This is a genomic window from Anaerobacillus alkaliphilus (assembly GCF_004116265.1).
GTDB classification, from domain to species: Bacteria; Bacillota; Bacilli; order Bacillales; family Anaerobacillaceae; genus Anaerobacillus; species Anaerobacillus alkaliphilus.
In genome coordinates this window covers 277807-299100 of record NZ_QOUX01000046.1, presented here as the reverse complement: position 1 = coordinate 299100, position 21294 = coordinate 277807, and the positions used below count along the sequence as shown (strand labels likewise).

Annotated in this window: 22 protein-coding genes; all 22 read left to right on the top strand. The window is 36.1% G+C overall.

Annotated elements, in window-relative coordinates; genetic code table 11:
* Complete coding sequence (gene flhB / locus DS745_RS16625; RefSeq protein WP_129079357.1) at nt 1-1083, top strand: flagellar biosynthesis protein FlhB; 1083 nt, start codon at nt 1-3, stop codon at nt 1081-1083.
* 27 nt (nt 1084-1110) lie between these two features.
* Nucleotides 1111-3147 (top strand): flagellar biosynthesis protein FlhA, encoded by a 2037-nt coding sequence (flhA, locus tag DS745_RS16620; protein ID WP_129079356.1) that lies wholly within the window; start codon nt 1111-1113, stop codon nt 3145-3147.
* Entirely contained in the window at nt 3147-4316 is a 1170-nt protein-coding gene (gene flhF, locus DS745_RS16615) for a flagellar biosynthesis GTPase FlhF (RefSeq protein ID WP_129079355.1), read from the top strand. Before flhA ends, flhF begins: the two co-directional genes overlap by 1 nt.
* Nucleotides 4309-5172 (top strand): MinD/ParA family protein, encoded by an 864-nt coding sequence (locus tag DS745_RS16610; RefSeq protein WP_129079354.1) that lies wholly within the window; start codon nt 4309-4311, stop codon nt 5170-5172. Before flhF ends, DS745_RS16610 begins: the two co-directional genes overlap by 8 nt.
* 15 nt (nt 5173-5187) lie before the next feature.
* A complete protein-coding gene (locus DS745_RS16605; protein WP_206662937.1) occupies nt 5188-6246 on the top strand; it encodes a protein-glutamate methylesterase/protein-glutamine glutaminase in 1059 nt (352 codons plus the stop codon).
* 12 nt (nt 6247-6258) lie between these two features.
* On the top strand, nt 6259-8295 hold the full coding sequence (locus DS745_RS16600) for a chemotaxis protein CheA (RefSeq protein WP_129079353.1): 2037 nt from the start codon (nt 6259-6261) through the stop codon (nt 8293-8295).
* A gap of 38 nt (nt 8296-8333) precedes the next feature.
* Nucleotides 8334-8804: a chemotaxis protein CheW gene (locus DS745_RS16595; RefSeq protein WP_129079352.1), complete on the top strand. Its 471-nt coding sequence runs from the start codon at nt 8334-8336 to the stop codon at nt 8802-8804.
* Entirely contained in the window at nt 8804-9454 is a 651-nt protein-coding gene (locus tag DS745_RS16590) for a chemotaxis protein CheC (RefSeq protein WP_129079351.1), read from the top strand. Before DS745_RS16595 ends, DS745_RS16590 begins: the two co-directional genes overlap by 1 nt.
* Nucleotides 9438-9926 carry a chemotaxis protein CheD gene (locus DS745_RS16585; RefSeq protein ID WP_129079350.1) on the top strand — a complete coding sequence of 163 codons (489 nt, stop codon included), beginning with the start codon at nt 9438-9440 and terminating at the stop codon, nt 9924-9926. The genes DS745_RS16590 and DS745_RS16585 overlap by 17 nt, the downstream gene beginning before the upstream one ends.
* Nucleotides 9926-10240, top strand: a complete 315-nt coding sequence (locus DS745_RS16580) for a hypothetical protein (protein ID WP_129079349.1) — start codon at nt 9926-9928, stop codon at nt 10238-10240. The genes DS745_RS16585 and DS745_RS16580 overlap by 1 nt, the downstream gene beginning before the upstream one ends.
* Nucleotides 10241-10251: 11 nt before the next feature.
* Nucleotides 10252-11016 carry a FliA/WhiG family RNA polymerase sigma factor gene (locus tag DS745_RS16575; protein ID WP_129079348.1) on the top strand — a complete coding sequence of 255 codons (765 nt, stop codon included), beginning with the start codon at nt 10252-10254 and terminating at the stop codon, nt 11014-11016.
* Nucleotides 11017-11068: 52 nt separating this feature from the next.
* The gene (locus tag DS745_RS16570) at nt 11069-12445 is read left to right on the top strand and encodes a DUF342 domain-containing protein (protein ID WP_129079347.1); all 1377 of its coding nucleotides are present in this window, start codon (nt 11069-11071) and stop codon (nt 12443-12445) included.
* Between the two features lie 48 nt (nt 12446-12493).
* A complete protein-coding gene (locus DS745_RS16565) occupies nt 12494-12817 on the top strand; it encodes a hypothetical protein (protein WP_129079346.1) in 324 nt (107 codons plus the stop codon).
* Between the two features lie 195 nt (nt 12818-13012).
* Nucleotides 13013-13534: a DUF6115 domain-containing protein gene (locus tag DS745_RS16560; RefSeq protein WP_129079345.1), complete on the top strand. Its 522-nt coding sequence runs from the start codon at nt 13013-13015 to the stop codon at nt 13532-13534.
* Between the two features lie 164 nt (nt 13535-13698).
* Nucleotides 13699-14397 (top strand): 30S ribosomal protein S2, encoded by a 699-nt coding sequence (rpsB, locus tag DS745_RS16555; RefSeq protein ID WP_129079344.1) that lies wholly within the window; start codon nt 13699-13701, stop codon nt 14395-14397.
* A gap of 183 nt (nt 14398-14580) precedes the next feature.
* Complete coding sequence (gene tsf, locus DS745_RS16550) at nt 14581-15462, top strand: translation elongation factor Ts (RefSeq protein WP_129079343.1); 882 nt, start codon at nt 14581-14583, stop codon at nt 15460-15462.
* Between the two features lie 108 nt (nt 15463-15570).
* Entirely contained in the window at nt 15571-16293 is a 723-nt protein-coding gene (gene pyrH, locus DS745_RS16545) for a UMP kinase (protein ID WP_129079342.1), read from the top strand.
* 1 nt (nt 16294) lies between these two features.
* Nucleotides 16295-16852 (top strand): ribosome recycling factor, encoded by a 558-nt coding sequence (gene frr, locus DS745_RS16540; RefSeq protein WP_129079341.1) that lies wholly within the window; start codon nt 16295-16297, stop codon nt 16850-16852.
* Nucleotides 16853-17146: 294 nt separating this feature from the next.
* Nucleotides 17147-17914 carry an isoprenyl transferase gene (locus DS745_RS16535; RefSeq protein WP_129079340.1) on the top strand — a complete coding sequence of 256 codons (768 nt, stop codon included), beginning with the start codon at nt 17147-17149 and terminating at the stop codon, nt 17912-17914.
* Between the two features lie 15 nt (nt 17915-17929).
* Nucleotides 17930-18724 carry a phosphatidate cytidylyltransferase gene (locus tag DS745_RS16530; protein ID WP_129079339.1) on the top strand — a complete coding sequence of 265 codons (795 nt, stop codon included), beginning with the start codon at nt 17930-17932 and terminating at the stop codon, nt 18722-18724.
* A 54-nt stretch (nt 18725-18778) separates the two neighbouring features.
* The gene (locus DS745_RS16525) at nt 18779-19933 is read left to right on the top strand and encodes a 1-deoxy-D-xylulose-5-phosphate reductoisomerase (RefSeq protein WP_129079338.1); all 1155 of its coding nucleotides are present in this window, start codon (nt 18779-18781) and stop codon (nt 19931-19933) included.
* A gap of 51 nt (nt 19934-19984) precedes the next feature.
* A complete protein-coding gene (rseP, locus tag DS745_RS16520) occupies nt 19985-21241 on the top strand; it encodes an RIP metalloprotease RseP (RefSeq protein ID WP_129079337.1) in 1257 nt (418 codons plus the stop codon).
* Nucleotides 21242-21294 lie beyond the last annotated feature (53 nt).

Genomic DNA, 21294 nt, shown 5'->3' with positions numbered 1-21294 from the left:
ATGTCTTTTTTACCTGTTGATCTCCAGTTTTTTGCTCAAGAAAAAACCGAAAAGGCGACTCCAAAGAAAAAACAAGAAACTAGAAAAAAAGGACAAGTTGCCAAAAGTACTGATGTTAATACTGCAATTATTCTGTTACTCGTTTTTATTTTCTTATGGTTGATTGGAAGTTTCTTAGGAAAACAAACGATGAAATTTTTACAGTATATGTTTCAAGAGTACTTACTATTTGATTTAACGCCAGAAAACGTGCATAGTCTGTTTTTAGAAATTACTAAGCAAGCGGTTATTTTCACAGCACCTCTGATGTTTATGGCGATGCTTGCCGCGATTGCAAGCAATTATTTACAGGTGGGTTTTTTATTTGCTCCTGAAGCAATTAAGATGAAGTTAAGCAAGCTAGATCCAATCCAGGGATTTAAAAGAATTTATTCTATTAGGGCTATCGTTGAACTACTAAAATCGTTATTAAAAATTGCTCTTGTCGGTTTAGTCACATTTACTATTCTTTGGATTAGTATTGAACAAATATTAATCCTAGCTTTAATACCTCTCACAGACTCTCTTAGTTTTATTGGAAACTTAACAGTGACAATGGGAGTTGCTGTTTCTATTTTATTGATTTTTTTGGCTGTTTTAGATTATATGTACCAACGGTTTGACCACGAAAAAAATATTAGAATGTCAAAACAAGACATTAAAGATGAATATAAGAAATCCGAAGGGGATCCTTTAATAAAGTCAAAAATAAAAGAAAAACAGAGGCAAATGGCGATGCAAAGAATGATGCAAGAAGTCCCAAAAGCCGATGTTGTTATTACAAATCCGACTCATTATGCGATAGCCTTAAAATATGATGGTGAAAAAATGGATGCGCCTGTTGTCATTGCAAAAGGTGTGGACTTTATTGCCCAAAAGATTAAAGGCGTTGCAAAGCATCATGAGATCATTACAGTTGAAAATCGACCATTAGCCAGAGCTCTATACGACCAAGCAGACATCGGAGATGAAGTACCGGAAGAGTTGTTTAAAGCAGTGGCTGAGGTTTTAGCATATGTATACCGATTAAAGAACAAAGTATAAAATTATTACTATGAAGGAGAGAAACACATGTCAGTAAGAGATTTAAGTGTACTATTAGGAGTTATATTAATAGTAATCATGCTTATCATCCCATTACCATCGGTCATGCTGGATGTTTTAATTATTGTTAATATATCTCTTGCTCTCCTTATCATACTAGTAGCAATGAATACAAAAGAACCGTTACAATTTTCTATCTTTCCTACCTTACTATTATTAGTAACGTTATTCCGATTAGGTCTTAATGTTTCTACTACGAGGTCAATATTAGGGAAAGGTGAAGCTGGTAATGTAATTGATACGTTCGGGTCATTCGTAGTTGGAGGAAATGCCCTCGTTGGTTTCGTTGTTTTCTTAATTTTAATTATCATTCAGTTTGTTGTTATAACAAAAGGTGCAGAACGTGTTTCTGAGGTAGGGGCAAGATTTACATTAGACGCTATGCCCGGGAAGCAAATGAGTATTGATGCCGATTTGAATGCAGGGATGATCTCAGATATTGAAGCAAAAGAACGCCGCATAAAAATTGAACGTGAAGCTGATTTCTATGGAGCGATGGATGGTGCTAGTAAATTCGTTAAAGGGGATGCTATTGCAGGTATTGTTATCGTTATAATAAATATTATCTTTGGTCTCATTATAGGGATGATGCAGCAGGGTTTGGATATCGCCTCCGCAGCATCAAAGTATACACTTTTAACAGTAGGAGATGGACTAGTCAGTCAGATTCCAGCTTTGTTAATTTCTACGGCTACTGGTATTGTCGTTACACGTGCCGCATCAGAAGGGAATTTAGGGGACGATATTACCAAACAGCTATTAGCTTACCCAAGAATGCTCTATATTGCGGGAGGTACAATTTTATTACTTGGACTTGTAACTCCAATTAATCTAGGTTTAACAACTCCGATTGCACTTCTGTTAATTGTTGGTGGTTTCCTACTTCTTAAGGAAGAAGATAAGAAATTAGCTGAGGTAGAAGAAGCTGCAAGTGTAGAAGAAAATCCAGATGATATGAAATCACCAGAAAGCGTTGTAAATCTTCTCCAAGTTGATCCAATTGAATTTGAATTCGGGTACGGACTTATTCCGTTAGCAGATGCCAACCAAGGCGGAGATTTATTAGATCGTGTCGTAATGATAAGAAGGCAACTCGCCATCGAACTAGGGTTAATTGTTCCTGTCATAAGAATACGTGATAACATTCAGTTGCAACCTAATGAATATTCAATAAAAATTAAAGGGAATGAGGTAACTCGAGGAGAGTTACTACTCGATCATTTTATGGCAATGAGCCCCGGTGTTGACGATGAAAGCATTATTGGAATTGAAACAATTGAACCTGCTTTCGGAATGCCAGCGCTTTGGATTAGTGAGGAAATGAAGGAGCAAGCGGAACTCTCTGGTTATACAGTTGTTGATCCACCTTCTGTAGTCTCAACACATCTTACAGAAGTAATTAAACGTCATGCTCATGAGCTTTTAGGCAGACAAGAAGCAAAACAACTGGTTGACCACTTAAAAGAAGCTTATCCAACTTTAGTGGATGACGTAACACCAAATCCATTGACACTAGGAGAAGTACAAAAAGTACTGGCGAATTTATTGAAGGAAAAGGTTTCAATCAGAAACTTACCTACTATTTTCGAAACGTTAGCTGACTATGGCCAAATGACTAAAGATACTGATCTTATAACTGAGTATGTTAGACAAGGTCTTTCTAGACAAATAACCAAGCAATATGCAAATACAAATGAACCACTCTACGTCGTAACAATGAGTGGTACGGTCGAAAAAATTGTAGCAGATGGTGTTCAACAAACTGAACATGGGAACTTCCTAGCTTTAGATCCAAACGACTCTCAGGGAATTGTCGATGCGGTCCTGTATGAAGTAGAACGTATGAGTGAAATGGGTCAAATGCCGATTTTACTTTGTTCACCAGCTGTACGTATGTATATTAGACATCTTTTAGAACGGTATATTCCTCATGTTCCTGTTCTATCTTATAACGAGCTTGAGCCTACGATTGAGGTTCAAAGCGTAGGGGTGGTGAATGTTTAGTGAAGGTAAAAAAATTTATAGCCAAGTCAATGTCAGAAGCGATGAAGCAAATCCGTGTGGAACTAGGTAGCGAGGCTGTTATCTTAAATTCGAAAGAAATAGAAACGGGTGGATTTTTAGGATTCTTTACCAAAAAAAATATTGAAGTAATCGCAGCAGTAGATACTGCTCCAACAGTTAGAAGATCAGCACCTAAGCAGAAACCACAACCAAAGATAAGTCCGAAAACCGCTGCAGTATCCCAACAATCGGCTCCAAAAGAAACAAAGGTTACCGTTACTAACGATGACAAACTTGAAAAAGAAGTGAAAGAACTAAAAAGCATTGTTAATGGAATATCAAGTTCTATTGCTACACAATTTGATGATTATCCCGGCGTCTTAAAAAAGGTCAATCAACTATTTATTGATCAAGATATGTCACCGAACATTCGAATTGAAGTAATGAAAAAATTGTTGAAGAAGTGGTATATTCAAGATAAGGATAATATTACTAAGACTGAAGCATTAGAGTGGGCAAAGGAAGTCCTTTCTACAACCATCGCATCGTCCGAGATGGGTGGATTTACCTTTAATAAGAAGTTTCTCAATTTGGTTGGTCCAACCGGAGTGGGGAAAACAACGACGATTGCAAAAATTGCTGCCCATTGTATGTTAAAGCATCATAAAAAAGTAGCTTTTATTACAACTGATACGTTCCGAATTGCGGCTATTGAACAGCTAAAGACTTACGCAAAAATTTTAAATGTACCAGTAGAAGTCGCCTATTCTGTTGAAGATTTTAAAAAAGCAAAAGAAAAACTAGCTAATTACGATTTAGTATTAGTTGATTCTGCAGGAAGAAACTTTTTAAATCAATTGTATATTGATGAACTTAAGAAGGTCATTGATTTCGATGAAGAGATGGAGACTTATTTAGTATTATCGTTAGCATCTAAATACCGTGATATGGCTACAATATATGAGCAATTTTCGAAGATTAACATAAATAAAGTAATCTTTACGAAAAAAGATGAAACATTTTCACGAGGCGCAATGATTAACCTAGTCTATGAATATGGGGTAGGAGTATCCTACATTACAAATGGACAAAGTGTACCTGACGATATAGTAGAAGGCTCTATTGAAGAAATAGTAAATAGTCTAATCGAGGTTGAAAATCATGAATGATCAAGCAAAAAATTTACGCCAGATGCTCCAAATGGCCAGTGAAACACCTAAAAACACAAAAGTTCTAGCGGTAGTAAGTGGTAAAGGTGGCGTTGGAAAATCTAATTTTTCACTGAACTTTGCCATAGAACTTACGAAGGCAGGGAAAAAAGTTGTTTTGTTTGATTTAGATATCGGTATGGCCAATGTAGATATTTTAATGGGAGTCTCCTCGAAATTTACAATTGTTGACATGATTGAAAAAGACTTATCAATCTGGGACATTATTGAAGAAGGCCCTGAAAAGCTTTCCTTTATTGCTGGTGGTACCGGGTTTTCTTCGATGTTTCAACTTAACCCGCGTAAAATATCAAGGTTCCTACAACAACTAGAATTAATTAGTGGAAAATACGACTATATTATTTTTGATATGGGGGCTGGTGTTTCTAAGGATAGCCTACATTTTATTCTTTCAGCAAATGAAATCATTGTTGTAACTACACCTGAACCTACGTCGGTCACAGATGCGTATGCTATGGTAAAGTATATCCAATTAAAAGATCAGGAAATCCCGATTCAAGTGTTAGTCAATCGAAGTGAAACTCCTTCTGAAGGTAAGAAAACTTTTGAAAATTTAAAATTGGTAACAAGTCAATTTTTGCAAAAAGATATCTCATTATTAGGAATTATTCCAAATGATCCAAGCGTCTTAAAAGCAGTAAAGGCACAAAAACCCTTTATTCTCCAAGCTCCCTCTAGTAAGCCAAGTCAGGCAATACGAGAGATTGTAACTAAATTTACAGGAGTAACAAGAGAAGAAGTATCAACCCCGCCTTTTTCAGCATTTATAAGTAAAATTAAAAAATACTTATCTTAAAGGGGGAGTGAAAACTTGGTTCGAGTACTCGTAGTAGATGACTCTGCATTTATGAGAAAGATCATAACAGATCTTTTACAAGCGGATCAACGAATTCAAGTCATCGGAACAGCAAGAAATGGTCAGGATGCCCTTGAAAAAATTCAACAGCTAGAGCCTGATGTCGTTACTTTAGATGTTGAAATGCCTATCATGAATGGTATAGAAGCCTTAAAAGAAATTATGCAACATTCTCCTAAACCTGTCATAATGGTTAGTAGTACAACGAAAGAAGGAGCAGAGAATACTGTATTAGCTATGTCCTATGGCGCTGTAGACTTTATTACAAAACCTTCTGGAGCAATTTCACTAGATTTGCATAAAGTACAAGATGAGCTTATTGAAAAAGTTCTTCTTGCAGCATCTATTAAGCTTACAAAACTAGTACCTCATAATAAGAGAGAGCTAGAAATAGTGAAAAAGCCTAGACCGTTAGAAATAAAAGCTCAAAAAAAATTACTCTATAAAAAGATCGTTGCCATCGGTACTTCTACAGGTGGACCAAAGGCATTACAGCAAGTTTTATCTAAACTTCCTGAAGACCTAAATGCACCAGTATTCATTGTACAACATATGCCAGCAGGATTTACCAAATCACTAGCAACTCGTCTCAATAGTCTATCAAAACTAACTGTCAAAGAAGCAGAAGATGGTGAGGTAGTAAAAAGAGGAGTTGCCTATATAGCACCTGGTGGATACCATTTGAAAATAAGAAACGTAGGAACATCATTAGTGCTTCAATTGGATCAATCGCCACCTGAAAACGGTCATCGTCCATCAGTTGATACGATGTTAACCTCCTTGGCTAACATTAGCAATTATTCGATTGTTACAGTGATCATGACAGGAATGGGTTCAGATGGTTCAAAAGGATTATTAAAATTGAAAGATACTACCGATGTAGTTGCGATAGCAGAAGCAGAAGAGTCAGCAGTTGTCTTTGGAATGCCTCGTTCCGCCATTAAGACAAATACAGTTGATGAAGTTGTTCATCTTGATGCCATTGCTGCTAGTATAGAAAAGTATTGCCAATAGGGAGGTTATGTTGTGGATAAAAATCAATATTTAGATATGTTTATTGATGAGAGTAAAGAACATCTGCAAGCGATGAATGATAACTTGTTAAAACTTGAAAATGATCCCCAAAATGTTGCCATTGTTAATGAAATTTTCCGTTCTGCTCATACGTTAAAGGGTATGGCTGCTACAATGGGGTATGAAGATCTAGCAAGCTTAACACATATTATGGAGAACGTACTTGATGGTATTAGAAACCATAAAATTTCTGTTACAAGTGAGATTTTGGATGTTGTTTTTGAGTCAGTAGATGACTTAGAAGCAATGGTTTTATCAATTGCAAGTGGTGGAGATGGAAAACGAAATGTCACGAAAGTTGTTACGATGCTAGAAAAAATTGAAAAAGGTGAACAACTAAAAGGAAATCCAATTTCTGATGAAGTAGCCGCAACGGTTGAAGTAGTAAAAAGTTCATCAGGTACCACAGAAATATACGATGATTTTGAAGTAACTGTATTAACACAAGCACAAGAACAAGGATTTCATGCCTTTCAAGTGACAATTTCTCTCAGAGAAGATTGTATTTTAAAAGCAGCTAGAGTCTTTATGGTGTTTGAGGTACTTGAACAAATTGGTGAAGTGATCAAATCTACTCCTACTGTGGACTCACTTGAGGAAGAAAACTTTGACTCAGATTTTACAGTGACGCTTATTACAAAAGTATCTAACGATGAGGTTAGAAATCGTATTCTAAAAGTTTCAGAGGTTGATAATGTTCAAGTAGCATCATTTGATACAGAGGCCTATAAAACCAACTTGTCTCTTACTACTGTAGAGGAAGTAACAATTGAAGAAACAGAAGTCTCTGAAGTGACTGAAGCTGTTCAAACGAAATCAGATGAAAAATCTAATCCATCAGGAAATAAAACAATCCGTGTGAATATTGAAAGACTTGACATTTTGATGAACCTTTTTGAGGAACTTGTTATTGATCGTGGTAGATTAGAGCAGATTGCTCGTGACCTAAAAAGCTCTGAATTAACAGAAACCGTAGAACATATGTCAAGGATTTCTGGTGATCTTCAAAGTATTATCTTAAATATGAGAATGGTTCCTGTAGATCAAGTCTTTAACCGTTTCCCAAGAATGGTTCGTGGTTTAGCAAAAGACTTAAAGAAAAAAGTAAACTTAGAAATTGTTGGTGCTGAAACGGAGTTAGACCGTACAGTTATTGATGAAATTGGTGACCCGTTAGTCCATTTACTTAGAAACTCAATTGACCATGGCATAGAAACACCAGAAAAACGCCTGAGCAATGGGAAACCAGAAGAGGGAAGTATCACATTAAAGGCATACCATAGTGGAAATCATGTATTCATCGAGGTTTCAGATAATGGGGCTGGAATTAACCGTGAAAAAGTACTTAAGAAGGCTATAGCAAGCGGTGTAGTTTCCACTGAAAATAGCAAAAACCTAACAGACAAGCAAGTGTATGAATTACTATTTGCATCTGGCCTAAGTACTGCAGACCAGATTACTGATGTTTCTGGAAGAGGTGTAGGGTTAGATGTCGTAAAGAGCAAAATTGAATCTTTAGGTGGAAATGTTACCGTAGATTCTGTTTTAGGAGAGGGAACGACATTTTCAATTCAACTACCATTAACATTATCGATTATTTCAGTTATGTTAGTAGAAGTTCAAAGTGAAAAATATGCAATTCCTCTATCATCTATTATTGAAACTGCAATCGTAAAAAATGAAGATATCCTTGCTGCTCATAATCAAAAAGTGATTGACTTCCGAGGAAGCGTCGTTCCTTTAATTAACCTAACTGACTTCTTTGAGGTTCCTAAAACTCGAGAAGAAGATGTTTACCATTCGATTGTTATAGTTCGTAAAGGAGCAAAGATGGCAGGGTTAGTTGTTGACTCATTTATCGGACAACAAGAAATCGTTCTTAAATCATTGGGTAACTATTTAACAAATGTTTTTGCTATTTCAGGAGCAACTATTTTAGGTGATGGACAAGTTGCATTAATTGTTGATTGCAATGCCTTAATTAAGTAGCCTGAAGTTAAAAAATGACACATGGTAGGAGGTTCTTTATGAATGAGGCAAATCAAAGCAATGATTTAAAAGTCATTGTCTTTCAACTAAAAGATGAAGAATATGGAGTGGAAGTTGAACAAGTACGCTCTATAGAACGTATGCAGCATATTACTCGCGTCCCAAGAACTACAGAATTTGTGAAAGGTGTTATTAATTTACGAGGTGTTGTAACCCCTATTATTGATTTACGAAATCGCTTTGGGATTGAGGAGATTGTTTCATCGGAAAGTACAAGAATCATCATCGTTGCTGTAGGAAGTATGGAGGTAGGTTTAATTGTTGATGCTGCAAATGACGTGGTAGATATACCTACTGAATTAGTAGAACCTCCACCTCAAGTAGTGGGTGGCTTAGAAGCAGAGTACCTGCGCGGCGTAGCTAAAATGGACAAGCGTCTTCTGATTTTACTAAATTTAGATAAAGTATTAAATCCAAAAGATTTGAAGGAATTAGAGGCAAACGCCTAATGTACTTTATTAATCGGATTCAACCATACCATTTGGATATATTAAAAGAGGTAGGAAATATTGGTGCTGGCCACGCAGCTACAGCCTTATCAAAATTATTAAATAAAACGATTGATATGAAGGTCCCGGCTGTAAGGGTTGTTTCTTTTGAAGAGATTACTGAATTAGTTGGTGGTTCAGATAATGTAGTAGCGGCAATTTTTCTAAGAATTGAAGGAGAAGCCCCAGGTAACATGTTTTTTATGTTACCTGTTAACGAGGCGACAAATCTCATTCGTTACTTAACAGGAGACCAGCAATTTGACTTGAATTCTCCTCCTTTTCAAGAGTTGGGCTTATCAGCTTTACAAGAGGTTGGCAATATTTTAGCTGGCTCTTATTTATCAGCATTTTCAGATTTAACGAAGCTTAATTTACAACCATCAGTCCCTGCATTAAGTGTAGATATGGCGATAGCGATTTTAAGTTATGGCTTATTAGAGCTTTCACAAGTGGGAGATTATGCAATTGTCATTGAAACTGAAATTCTAGAAAAAGTTGATGTATACTCTCAAAAAACATCAGGTCACTTTTTTTTACTGCCAGATCCGGACTCATACGAGATTATTTTTCGAGCATTAGGAGTATCGATTGATGATGGAAGTTGTTAAAGTTGGTATGGCTGATTTAAATGTGGCAACATCCCCTCAAAAAATTCGTACGTCAGGTTTGGGTTCTTGTGTAGGAGTTGTAATCTACGATGAAACGACGAACATCTGTGGTATGGCACATGTAATGCTACCTAATTCGTCGTTAGGTAAAGCAGAGTTAATTAATAAAGCAAAATATGCTGATACAGCATTAGATGTGCTGTTAGAAAAGCTTTTAAAGATGGGAGTAAATCAAGCCTTACTTAAAGCAAAGCTAGCAGGTGGTTCACAAATGTTTAAGTTTTCATCAACTAGTGAAATGATGAGAATAGGTCCACGTAATGTAGAAGCTGTTAAAGAAAAGCTAAAAGAGTTGAGAATTCGGATTGTTGCTGAAGATGTTGGTGGTACCAGTGGCAGAACGATTGAATTTGACCCACTTACAAGTAAACTGTCAATAAGGACAGTGAGCCAAGGAGTTTCAGAAATCTAATGTTTTTCGGTTCTTGGAAAATCAATATTGTTATTAGTATTTTCGCATTTTTATTAGTATTTATAGGATCTTATTCAACAAATACAGTTGTTACTTCTATCTTTCGTGCTTGTTTTGCATTTTTGTTTTTTTATCTAGTTACTTATTTATTACGCTGGCTTTTGATGGTAGCAACAAAAGAAGTTGAAACTGAAATGGTTGATATTTCACAAATTGAAGAAAATAAACAAGAAGAAGCTACGCGAAAGTTACAGTATTCCAAAGATGATATTGAGCAAGCTAGCAAGTACGTGAAAGATCTTATAAATGATTAAGGAGGACGAAAATGCCTCAAACAAAGGAAAAAGAGGATTTAATTTGGAAGAAATGGATCGAGCAACGGGATATTGAAGCATGTGATGAACTAATTAGAGTATATCTACCTCTCGTAGATTACCATGTTCAACGTATTTCTGTTGGTCTCCCGCGCAATGTAAATAAAGAAGACTTAAAAAGTCATGCTCTCCTGGGGCTTTATGATGCACTTGAGAAATTTGATTACACTCGAGAACTAAAATTTGATACCTATGCTTCCTTTCGTATTAGAGGATCAATTATTGACGGTCTAAGACAAGAGGATTGGTTACCTAGATCACTAAGAGAACGTTCAAAAAAGGTCGAAGCAACAATTGAAAAATTAGAGCAAACGAATGGGCGTTATGTAACAGCTAAAGAAGTTGCTGAATCACTTGATCTCACTGAAGAAGATGTGTTACAAGTGATGACTGAAAGCTTTGTAGCCAACATGCTCTCAATTGATGAAAAACCAAATGATTCTAAAAGAGATGAAACATTTAAAAACACCCTTATGGATAAGAGTACTCTAAATCCAGAAGAGCAAATGGTCAAAAAAAACACACAAGAAGAGCTTGTTCAGATTATTGAAAGTTTGAACGATAAAGAGCAACTTGTCATCAGCTTATTTTACTTTGAAGAACTAACGTTAACAGAGATTGGTCAAATTATGGGTCTGTCGACTTCGAGAATTTCACAAATTCACTCTAAAGCCCTTTTTCGACTGAAACAAGTGTTTTCAAAAGGAAAGAGATAGATGTAATATCTAGTTCTTTCCTTAGCTAGTTCGGGTGAGGAGATTGATGTAAATGAATGCAATAGATGAATATTATGAAATACAGATTGATAAGCAAAGGATGCAAGCTACGTTAATCCAAAAAGTTCGTATAGACGAAGAAACCAATATTACAGTAGACGAGCTAAAACTGTTCATAAAGGAACACGGCATTGTCTTTGGTGTCAAAGAGGAACAACTTGAGAAGGCTATGTTGGCTGATAGCAATAATCACCCACTCATAATTGCAGAAGGGGTTAACCCTGTTAACGGTACTGATGCTAGATTAAATCCAATATTCCCTACCCTGAAAGAAGTAAAGAATAGGGATGACCTTAGAAAAGTGGATCTAAAACAAGTAATTAGTATACCATCAGTCACCCATGGTCAGCTAATCGGTGAAAAAATCCCTGCCACAAGTGGAGTATCAGGAACTAATATTTTTGGAGAAGAAATAGTTGCAAAGCCAGGTAAAGACTTTCGTTTTCGCCCAGGAAAAAACACTCGTATCGAGGAGAATTCTCTGTATGCAACGATTGATGGGCAAATGTCTGTGGAACCAAAGATCATCCATGTATATCCCTTGTTTGAGGTAAATGGGGACTTAGATTTAAAAACCGGTAATATTGATTTTGTCGGTAGCGTGAATATAAGAGGAAATGTTCCTGCTGGTTTTGAAATACGCTCAAAAGGGGATATAAGAATACATGGGACTGTTGAAAGTGCCACGTTAATTTCAGAGGGAGCTATCTTTGTATCTGCGGGGATCGTAGGACAAGGAAAAGGTTTAATAAGAGCGACTGGAGATCTTCATACTTCCTTTATAAACCAAGGAATTGTTGAGGTAGAGGGTGATGTTAATGTCACTCAATCAATTTTACATAGTAAAATCCAAGCTGGTGGTAATGTATATTGCCATAAGGGGAAAGGCAATATTGTCGGTGGGGATATCTCTGCTGGAAAGAATATTTTTGTTAAAGAAGTTGGAAACGCACACAATACGAAAACTACTTTATATTTAGGTGTGCATCAAGAAATGTTAAACAAAGAAAAGTTATACAGTCATAATTATAAGAAAGCAGAAGAGGACTTAAAAAAACTACATCTACTTTTAACGAATTTATCGGAGAAAGAAAAATTGTCTCCTTTATCACCAAGTGAAAAGATAATGAAGTTACGAGTACGTAATACAATAACCTTAACAACTGAAACAATGCTTGAAGCCAAGGGAAAATTGGAAGATTTCAAAGAGGTTTACTCTGACAATGGTCATTCGGAGATAATGATTGAAAAACAAGTGTTTGCTAACGTAGATGTTTATTTTGGTAAATACCGGAGAAAGATTATCTCTCACCATCAACAAGTGAAAGTTTATCTAGAGAATAGTGAAATTACCATTGGGCCAATCTAAGAGATCAATGTTTTTCTATTATTTTGATTAATTTTTGGAGGGGATAATGTGAGTTTAAGAGCAATTGAATTACAAGTAGCTATACCCCGTACCCAAAGCGTTGGTAAAATCCAAGATCAATTACAGCAAAGAGGCCAAGTAATGCAAGACCACCTCGGGTTAGAACAGAAAAAGGATGATGACCATAAGCGTAAGCAGGTCCTAGAGACATCTGAGACAGACAAAAAGCGGTTAAGTAATGACGATGAGAGTAATCAAGGGCAAAAAAATGACCAACGGAAAAACAAAGAGAACAAAAGCAACGAAAAACATCAGAATGCTGCTGTTGCTAAGCACCCATATAAGGGGAACTTCATCGATTTCTCTGGGTAATTTGACCAATAGTGATTCATGATTTTTTTAGTACAAGGATGAAACTAACGTGTATACTATACGAAATAGCTAATTGGGAATTGTCCAACAAACTTGGTCAATTCCTTTGGTATGTAAAGAGTATGATGTACATGATTTAAATATAATGCAATACTAGTAGTACAGGTATACTTTCAATCTGAAAGGAAGAGCAATGTGGAATATTTTATAATAGTTAGCTTCTTATTACATTTTCTTGCTTTTTTCATCATTGTTTTATTGGTACAAAAAATGAATGCGAATAATCCAAAAGAGCAAGCAAATGATCTAGAGAAGTTAAAACGGGAAATTGAAGATTTACTTGTAGCATATACAACTGAAATGAAGGAAGAAAATGAAAAGCTTATAAATAAAATTGCAATTAAACGAAAAGCTTATGAGAAGTCTCAACAAAACGCGGTTAATAAATATGATCAGCCACGAACAAAAATTGTAGATGCGAAGAAAGAGACAGCTATTATAACAGAGGAAACACCTAAAACATCCTCGAAACAGGTAGTAATTGAAGAAGACGTTTTTGTTCCACCGCTCATTAGTGAAACTGAGGATATTGTAGAGCAATCGACAACTGCTCAAGTGTTGTCCTTAGCAAACCAAGGGTTTTCAGCAAAAGAAATTGCAAAAAAACTGAAAATAGGTGATGGCGAAGTAGAGTTATTATTGAAATTTCACAAATAAAAGCAGTCTACTACTTGCTATTAAAAAACCAATATGGTATATTAAATCTCGGTGTTAATCACACACGCTTGTTAATTTAAATAAAGGTGCTACTTAATGTAGTCTTATTTAAAGAGGATGCGAGCGGAGGATAAAAAAAAACCATTTTAAAGGAGGTGTGAAGAATGGGCGTAATCTCCATGAAACAATTACTAGAAGCAGGAGTTCACTTCGGTCACCAGACTCGTCGTTGGAATCCTAAAATGGATCGCTACATCTTCACTGAAAGAAACGGAATTTATATTATTGATCTTCAAAAGACGGTCAAAAAAGTTGAGGAAGCTTACTACTTCGTAAGAGACTTAGCTGCACAAGGTGGAAAAATACTTTTTGTTGGTACGAAAAAGCAAGCACAAGACTCTGTAAAAGAAGAAGCAGAGCGTTCTGGAATGTACTTCATTAACCAACGTTGGTTAGGTGGTACGTTAACAAACTTCGAAACAATTCAAAAGCGTATTTCTCGTCTTAAGCAATTAGAGCAAATGCAAGAAGATGGTACGTTCCAAGTTCTTCCTAAAAAAGAAGTTATTATTCTTAAAAAAGAAATGGATCGTCTTGAGAAATTCTTAGGTGGAATTAAAGATATGAAGGGTATCCCTGATGCTTTATTCATTATCGACCCACGTAAAGAGCGTATTGCGATTGCAGAAGCTCGTAAATTAAATATCCCGATCGTAGCTATTGTTGATACAAACTGTGATCCGGATGAAATTGATTACGTAATTCCTGGAAATGACGATGCAATCCGTGCGGTAAAACTTCTTACTGCTAAAATGGCAGACGCAATTATCGAAGCCAATCAAGGCGAAGAAACATCTGCTTAATAGAATAGAGCTCTAAAGAGGGTGGTAAAGGGTATTACCCTTTATCACCTTTTTCTTAAATAGAGATATTATATGGCTTATGCCAAGATAACTTTTTAAAAATATTAATATCAGTCAATACTAAGTAAGTGAGAGTTAATTTAGCTTAGGTGATATGATGTACATAACTAAGGAGGAAACAAAATGGCAATTTCAGCAAGTATGGTAAAAGAACTGCGTGAGCGTACTGGTGCAGGAATGATGGATTGTAAGAAAGCACTAACAGAAACAGATGGTGATATGGAAAAAGCAATTGACCTTCTTCGTGAGAAAGGTATTGCTAAAGCTGCTAATAAGGCAGATCGTATTGCAGCAGAAGGATTAACGTATGTTGCAGTAGAAGGAAACAAAGCTGTTATCGTTGAGGTAAACTCTGAAACAGACTTCGTTTCTAAAAACGAAAATTTCAAAGCGTTAGTAGCAAATGTTGCTAAGAATATACTTTCTAATAACCCTGCTGATGTAGATGCAGCATTAACTCAAAGCTTTGAAGAAGCTACTCTTGCAGATTACATTAATACACAAATTGCAAAAATCGGAGAAAAACTATCTCTACGTCGTTTTCAAATTGTTGAAAAAACTGATGCTGACGCTTTTGGTGCTTACCTACACATGGGCGGTAGAATTGGTGTATTAACAGTTCTTTCTGGTACAAGTGACGAAGAGCTTGCAAAAGATGTTGCAATGCATATTGCTGCGATCAACCCTAAATATATTTCTCGTGATGAAGTTTCTGAAGAAGAAGTTATCCGTGAGCGTGAAGTATTAACTCAACAAGCGCTTAACGAAGGGAAACCAGAAAACATTGTTGCTAAAATGGTAGAAGGTCGTTTAAGCAAGTACTTTGAAGATATCTGCTTAAATGATCAACCGTTTGTAAAAGATGGCGACCAAAAAGTTGGTAAGTATGTAGCTAACAAAGGTGCTTCTGTAGTTTCTTTCACTCGCTATGAGGTTGGAGAAGGTATGGAAAAACGTGAAGAAAACTTTGCTGAAGAGGTAATGTCTCAAGTTAACAAGAAGTAGGCATTAGCTACAACAAAGATTGTATTATAGTTCTTTTGAAAAGTAGGGGCACATAGTGTCCCTTTTTCCAAATAGCCAATGTAAATTTATTAATCACTGGAGGGTAACATGGAAAAGCCTAAGTATAAAAGAATCGTCCTTAAACTGAGCGGCGAGGCGCTTGCTGGAGAAGTTGGATATGGGATTGACCCAATAGTTATTCAGTCAATTGCTCAGCAAATTAAAGAAATTGTTGCACTAGATGTAGAGGTTGCCATTATTGTAGGCGGAGGAAACATTTGGCGTGGAATGGCTGGTAGCGCTAAAGGAATGGATAGAGCAACTGCAGACTATATGGGGATGCTGGCAACTGTTATGAACTCTCTTGCACTTCAGGATAGCTTAGAAAATATTGATGTACCAACGAGAGTACAAACATCAATTGAAATGAGACAAGTTGCAGAACCATACATAAGAAGAAAAGCGATTCGTCATCTAGAGAAAAACCGTGTTGTTATTTTTGCTGGTGGTACTGGTAATCCGTATTTCTCAACAGATACAACAGCTGCTCTTAGAGCCGCTGAAATTGAAGCAGAAGTAATTCTAATGGCTAAAAATAAAGTAGATGGTGTTTATACTGCGGACCCTTCTATTGATGCAAATGCAAAGAAATATGAAACACTTACTTACTTAGACGTTTTAAAAGAAGGATTAGCTGTTATGGATTCAACAGCATCATCTTTATGTATGGACAATGATATCCCACTTATTGTATTTTCTATTATGGAAGAAGGAAATATCAAGCGTGCTGTATTAGGCGAAAATATTGGAACAATTGTTAGGGGGAATTAAGATGAGCAAAGAAGTGATTAAGTTATCTGAAGAAAAAATGAATAAGGCTATTGAAGCATTAAAGCGTGAACTTGTGACATTGCGTGCCGGGAGAGCAAATCCAGCAATTTTGGATAAAATTCAAGTTGAATATTACGGAGCGCTTACTCCTTTAAATCAATTAGCTTCAATTACTGTACCTGAAGCAAGGTTATTAGTCATTCAGCCGTTTGATAAAACAGCAATTAATGATATTGATCGTGCTATACAGAAGTCTGACTTAGGTTTAAGTCCTTCAAATGATGGAACTGTTATTCGTATTACTATTCCGCCATTAACTGAAGAAAGACGACGTGACCTAGTAAAATTAGTTAAGAAGTACGGAGAAGAAGCTAAAGTTGCGATCCGTAACATTCGACGTGATGCTAATGATGAATTGAAGAAGCTTCAAAAAGATGGCGAATTAACGGAAGATGAGTTACGTCGTAGTACTGATGAAGTTCAAAAGCTTACTGATAAAGAAATTGTAAAAGTAGATGAAGTTGCATCAGCTAAAGAAAAAGAAATTATGGAAGTATAATAAAATTCGAGGTAAAATAGTATAGTAATTAGAACCCTCTAGAAATCTCAGGGGGTTTTTTTACTATCTTACATATAACATTATTACTTCACCAATAAAAGAAGTTCGATTTACCCTTATAATTTTATGGAATTCAACCAACAATGGTAATACTATTTTTTTGAGAATGTTAGTTTAGCGTTGTGATGTCACTGTTTATCATATACAATTGTTAAGGTGTACCATTTAGTTATCTCGAAAATATACAATTTTACATAGGGTTTAAGAAATTAGCAAAATTTGGGGGACATGAACATGCTTGAAAAGTTCTCAAACTGGAAGTCAAAAGCTGAACAAGAAAAAAAAGATGAGCCAATAAGATTAGATAACGTTCCAAAACATGTAGCAATAATTATGGATGGAAACGGTCGTTGGGCGAAGAAACGTGGTTTACCTAGAATAGCTGGACATCGTGAAGGAATGAATGTGATTAATAAAATGGTGAGACAAGCGAATTCTCTTGGCGTTGAAGTATTAACCTTGTATGCTTTTTCAACAGAAAACTGGAAAAGGCCGAAAAATGAGGTTGATTTCTTAATGCGTCTACCTGAGAGATATTTAAGTGTTGAATTGCCTAAGCTGATTGAAGAGAATGTCAAGGTCCGCTTAATGGGTTGCAAGGACAGCTTACCTACACACACCATTAAGGCGGTTGACAATGCAATCGAGAAGACAAAGGAAAATACTGGTTTAATTTTAAATTTCGCGTTGAATTACGGAAGCAGAGATGAAATTGTGACCGCTATTCAAGCAATTGCAACAAAAGTTGCTGAAGGTAAAATTAACCCTAGTGATGTCAGTAATACGCTTGTTTCAGAGCATTTAATGACGTCTGAACTAAGAGACCCAGACTTATTAATACGGACTAGTGGTGAAATACGTTTAAGTAATTTTATGCTCTGGCAGCTGGCTTATACAGAGTTTTGGTTTACGGATGTATTATGGCCAGATTTTACAGAACAACATTTTCTAGAAGCTGTGAACGTATATCAACAGCGAACTAGACGCTATGGGGGTATATAGAAAGGGGTCACGCCGATGAAACAAAGAATTATTACAGGTATTATTGCTGGAATTATCTTTATTTTACTAATCCTTATGGGAAATCTGCCATTTACCTTAGCTATTATGGCGATAGCCACAATCGGATTGTTTGAATTACTAAAAATGAAAGACATCAAGATACTATCTATAACGGGCTTCGTTAGTGTTTTGCTTTTGTGGTCAATCCTAATTCCGAATGAATGGATTACACAAAGTCTACATACTTACCTTGTGCGCACAGAACTAGTTACGGGCTTTATCCTACTGTTGTTAGCTTTAACTGTGCTAACAAAAAATTCAATAACATTTGATCAAGTTGGCTTTATCATTATATCCTCATTATATGTGGGACTAGGTTTCCACTTTATGATTGAAACGAGAGCATTAGAACATGGACTTGCAATATTCTTCTTTATTCTGTTATCGATTTGGTCTACAGATACAGGCGCTTATTTTACTGGTAGGTCTTTTGGAAAAAGGAAACTTTGGCCAGAAATCAGCCCTAAAAAAACGATTGAAGGTTCCCTGGGTGGTGTGATTTGCGCTCTTATTGTTGGTCTTTCCTACAACTATTTTGTACCTGTTGCAGACTCGTTGATAACTGTAAGCATTATGATAATTGTTATATCAATTGTAGGACAGCTCGGTGATTTAGTTGAGTCAGCTTTGAAGCGTCATTATGGCGTGAAAGATTCAGGGACATTACTACCAGGGCATGGAGGAATATTAGATCGTTTTGACAGTTTAATTTTTGTTATGCCAGTACTTTTTCTATTACAATTTATTTAGAGAGTTTAGTATAAATAACAAAAATGTTCATTATATATCATGAGGAGCCTTTTTATGAAGAAGATAAGTTTATTAGGAGCGACAGGTTCAATAGGAACACAAACTTTGGAAGTAATTGCAAGTCACCCGGACAAGTTTAGCCTTGAAGCTATTTCAATTGGAAAAAATATTGAACTAGGTTTAAAACAAATTAATGAGTATAATCCTAAGCTTGTTTCCGTACAATTTAAGGAAGATTATGATAAGCTTCTAAATGAAATACCTAATACTGTCAAGCTAGTATATGGACAAGAGGGGTTAGAGGAGGTCGCCAGTAATAATGATGCGGATATATTAGTAAATGCTGTATTAGGAAGCGTTGGCCTAGCGCCTACATTGTCGGCAATTAAAGCTGGGAAAACCATTGCCATCGCAAACAAGGAAACTTTAGTAACTGCCGGGCACATTGTAACAGAAGAAGCTAAAAAACATAAGGTAGATCTACTTCCTGTAGATAGTGAACATTCTGCTATTTACCAGTGCTTACAAGGTGAAAGACTCCAAGAGGTGGAGAAATTAATTTTAACTGCTTCAGGGGGAAGTTTTAGGCACTTAGACAGGACCGAGTTAAAAGATGTTACAGTTGCTGATGCCTTAAATCACCCAAATTGGTCTATGGGAGCTAAAATCACAATAGATTCTGCCACGATGATGAATAAGGGGCTTGAAGTTATTGAAGCTCATTGGCTTTTTAATATGCCATATGAAAAGATTGCTGTTCTCCTTCATCAGGAAAGTATTATTCATTCTATGGTTGAATTTATTGATGGAAGTGTCATTGCTCAGTTAGGTACTCCTGACATGAAAGTTCCAATACAGTATGCTCTAACCTATCCAAATCGACTACAGCTTCATGGCAAGAAGCATTTGAACCTTTGGGAAGTTGGTAAGCTACATTTTGCGAAACCGTCACTAGAGCGTTATCGCTGTCTTTATTTTGCTTTTGAGGCAGGTAGTGCAGGTGGTATACTACCTACGGTTTTAAATGCTGCAAACGAAGAGGCTGTCTCTTTATTCTTAAATGGAAAGATATCTTTCTTAGAGATTGAAGAAGCTATTGAAAGAGCATTAAATGAATATGAAAATATTGCCTTACCAAGTTTAGAAGTTATCCAACATATAGACAAAGAGACGAGAGATTTCGTAAGGAATGTAATGGCTTCAAAATAGTACATATTTTTCTAAAAGTTGTTTTTAAAAAAATAAAAAGGTTGTGATTCGGTGAATACATTTATTTCTATTATTATCATTTTTGGACTGCTCGTATTCATCCATGAGCTTGGTCACTTAATTTTTGCAAAGCGAGCAGGTATATTATGCCGAGAGTTTGCGATTGGATTTGGACCTAAGTTATTTTCTTACAAGAAGGATGAGACAACGTATACGATTCGTTTATTACCTTTGGGTGGATTTGTTAGAATGGCAGGAGAAGACCCAGAAATGATTGAAATAAAGCCAGGATTTCAGATTGGCTTAAATTTTAATCGAAATGGCAATGTAAAGGATATTATCATAAACAATAAATCAAAGCATCCTGATGCGAAAGTCATAACTGTTGAGAGAATTGATCTTGAGCACCAATTAATAATTCAAGGCTATGATGAAAGTGATGAGTTAAAAGAGTATAAGGTAGATGCCAAAGCTGACTATATATATGATGAGCAAAGAACCCAAATTGCCCCATATAACCGACAATTTGGTTCTAAAACTCTTTCACAAAGAGCGGTAGCCATTTTTGCAGGACCTTTTATGAATTTTGCCTTAGCAGCTGTAATCCTAATATCATATGCACTCATTCAGGGCATGCCAGTTGATAAACCAATAGTAGGTGATGTAATTCCTGATGGTGCTGCTATTGAGGCTGGTTTACAAAAGGGCGATTATGTTGTGGCTATTGATGGAAAGCAATTAGATACATGGAGTGATCTAACTAGTATTATTCAAAGAAGTGCAAATCAAGAGCTTGTATTCCAAGTACAAAGAGGTAACGACGTAGTAGAAATCCCTGTTGTTCCAGAGGCCAGAACAGGACCGAACGAACAAACAGATGGATTTATAGGGATTTATCCTCCAACTGAATTTTCGTTATTAGGATCAATCTCATTTGGATTTGCGCAAACATGGGAATATATTGTCTTAATTATCCAAAGTCTTGGTATGTTAGTAACAGGCCAATTTACTTTAGACCATTTATCAGGACCAGTAGGGATTTATAACTATACAGGTCAAGCAGCAGCAATGGGGATACTGGTATTAATGCAGTGGGCAGCGATTCTAAGTATAAACTTAGGGATCATTAACCTCTTGCCACTCCCGGCACTAGATGGGGGGAGGCTAATGTTTATCGGCCTAGAAGCAGTAAGAGGTAAACCAATTGATCCTCAAAAAGAGGGAATTGTTCATTTTGTTGGATTCGCTCTTTTAATGGTACTCATGCTCGTTGTAACATGGAATGATATAAACAAATTCTTTTTATAATTTGCTCTTTTCGTAAGCGAAAAAGCAATATTCTTTTTAGAATGTAGAATGTT